2 protein-coding genes are annotated in these 2,131 nt (G+C 39.3%); one reads left to right on the top strand and one right to left on the bottom strand.

Translation table 11 applies throughout. The features are described from left to right. Positions 1–90: 90 nt before the first annotated feature. On the bottom strand, positions 91–1,230 hold the full coding sequence (locus tag EDD73_RS14575) for a DNA/RNA helicase domain-containing protein (RefSeq protein WP_131921180.1): 1,140 nt from the start codon (positions 1,228–1,230) through the stop codon (positions 91–93). 302 nt (positions 1,231–1,532) lie between these two features. Between EDD73_RS14575 and EDD73_RS14570 the strand changes: the two genes are divergently transcribed. Further along, the gene (locus tag EDD73_RS14570; protein WP_131921178.1) at positions 1,533–2,006 is read left to right on the top strand and encodes a DUF2318 domain-containing protein; all 474 of its coding nucleotides are present in this window, start codon (positions 1,533–1,535) and stop codon (positions 2,004–2,006) included. Positions 2,007–2,131: the final 125 nt, after the last annotated feature.

Below are 2,131 nucleotides of genomic sequence, written 5' to 3'. Positions count from 1 at the left end.
AGGTGGATCTCTACGCCGTGAAGGTGGCTCTATTTTTCCGTGAACATGGCTCTATTTTGCCGACATACTGGCTCTCCAAGAGCGAAATATTCAAACAATTACTGCCCAATCCTTATGTCTATCCATTACACTTATCAGAAATTCTGGTTCCGACATTTGAAAGTTTGGCCTTCCTTTTTTCTTTTGCATGAACTCTGAAGTTTTCTCTAATGTCCAGGCCCTTTGTGCCTCATCAAATATTGCCACTTTTTCAATAGGTGGATTATCAGTGACTAAAGCATCATCTCTGAAATGATGAATTATTTGTATAAATGCTTTTGTCTTAGTCCGAGCTTCGCTTTTCTTTATTGCCCCTTTGGAATCTTTACACTGATTATCTGCAAGCGCTTCCTGTAATACATCAACGAGGGGACCGTTACCTGAGAGAAAAACTGCATGCTCATCTTCCTCGCAACGATGACGTTCATTTGCAATATTCAAACCTGCTAATGTCTTACCTGCACCTGGAACCCCCGTTATAAAACATATAGACTTTTCGCCTAACCGTTTAGCTCGGTCAATTATGTCGTTTATGGCTTGGGTAGTTACGTTTAAGTTGATAGCACCTGAATCAGACCGTGAAATGTCATTGACGCTATGCCCTTGATATAGTGCTTGCGCTGCTTCAATAATTGTAGGAGTCGGCTTATAAATTGAATTCTCCCATTCTGTTACTGAAAAAATTTCAACACTGCTTTGGTTACAGATTTGGTTAATTGCAGTTGAAATATTACTTTGATTACATAAAAGTGGCTTATAAACACCATCCGGGTATTGCACAATATTGTTTTTTACATTCTGTGCTTCGGTTGCTACAAGTATGGGAACAATTGTTCGATTATGGCTCTCCTTGTGAAAATTTTTTAAGTCCAATGCATAGTCCATGACTTGATCGATTGCATAATTATTATATGCATTTTCACCAACTTTAAATTCTAACAAATAGACGATACCTTTATGTATGAAAACATTATCAATCCGCTTTCCTACTCGCGGAATTGTATATTCAAATATTATTTTTCCATCAAACCCGTTCAATTGTTTCTTTAAAATTTTAATCTGATTCATCCATGCCCATTTTTGTGTATCATCAAGTGAGAATTCATTATTTCTAGCTAATTCACCTAATATTTGATCTTCACTTTGCATTAAAAATTCACGTAAGGACGCTGAATAATAAGACCTTGCCATGCCTACACCTCTTTCTTGTCATCCAAGAAACAATTGCCCCAATATTTGCCACATTGAAATATGCACTACCTATTACTGATTGATTTGTTTCAATTCAAAGATTCTTTTATTTACACTGTGATTATATTTTTTCTATTTTCAATGAATAATTCCTCCCTTTTACAATATTGACAAAACAAAAAACCGCTATTTCATCTTCTAATCAAGACAAAATAACGGTTTCAGAAGAACTTGCTTCTCCATAATATCTGCACAAATCTCTTCTACAATATTCGCATCGCTATAAGCAAGGAGGTATCCCAATGAAAGAAACTATGATTAAGAAGGGTGCATTCTGGGCAACGGTGGCTGTCGCTTTGGGCATCATCGTATATTACAGCTTCACCCCCGGCCAAGTCAGCGGCTCATCCGATGGTTCCATTACCATTCTCAAGAATGAAGTCACCTCCACGGCCACCTTTTATCCGGTGACGGTGGATGGCACAAAGATGGAAGTGCTCGCCGTCCGAGCGACTGATGGTACCGTCCGCACAGCCTTAAATACCTGTCAGGTTTGTTTTGATTCCGGCCGAGGGTATTATAAGCAAGATCGCAATTACCTCGTATGTCAGAATTGTGGCAACGCCTTTCATATCGATCAGATTGAGAAAATCAAAGGCGGCTGCAACCCCGTACCGATTGGTGCAATGGATAAACAAGATAACGGCAATTCGCTCATCATCCCTGCTGCTTATCTGAAAGATCAAACCCATTACTTCAGCCGCTGGAAAATATAATACAAAAAAAGCAGCCCAGCGCTGCTTTTTTTGCCTCTTCGCTGTTTCGTGTGGGTAACAATCGGCCTAGTCGGCTAGCGAATAACGATGTTTATTCATCTCGTGGGTTGCACACACTACCAATG

The sequence above is a fragment of the Heliophilum fasciatum genome (assembly GCF_004341395.1).
Classification (GTDB): domain Bacteria; phylum Bacillota; class Desulfitobacteriia; order Heliobacteriales; family Heliobacteriaceae; genus Heliophilum; species Heliophilum fasciatum.
The sequence above is the reverse complement of the archived record's forward strand: the minus strand, read 5'-3'. Positions and strand labels throughout refer to the sequence as shown.

Bases quoted from the DNA above. Each gene is read 5' to 3' on its own strand.
- EDD73_RS14575 (WP_131921180.1), bottom strand. From the start codon at position 1,230: ATGGCAAGGTCTTATTATTCAGCGTCCTTACGTGAATTTTTAATGCAA.
- EDD73_RS14570 (WP_131921178.1), top strand. From the start codon at position 1,533: ATGAAAGAAACTATGATTAAGAAGGGTGCATTCTGGGCAACGGTGGCT.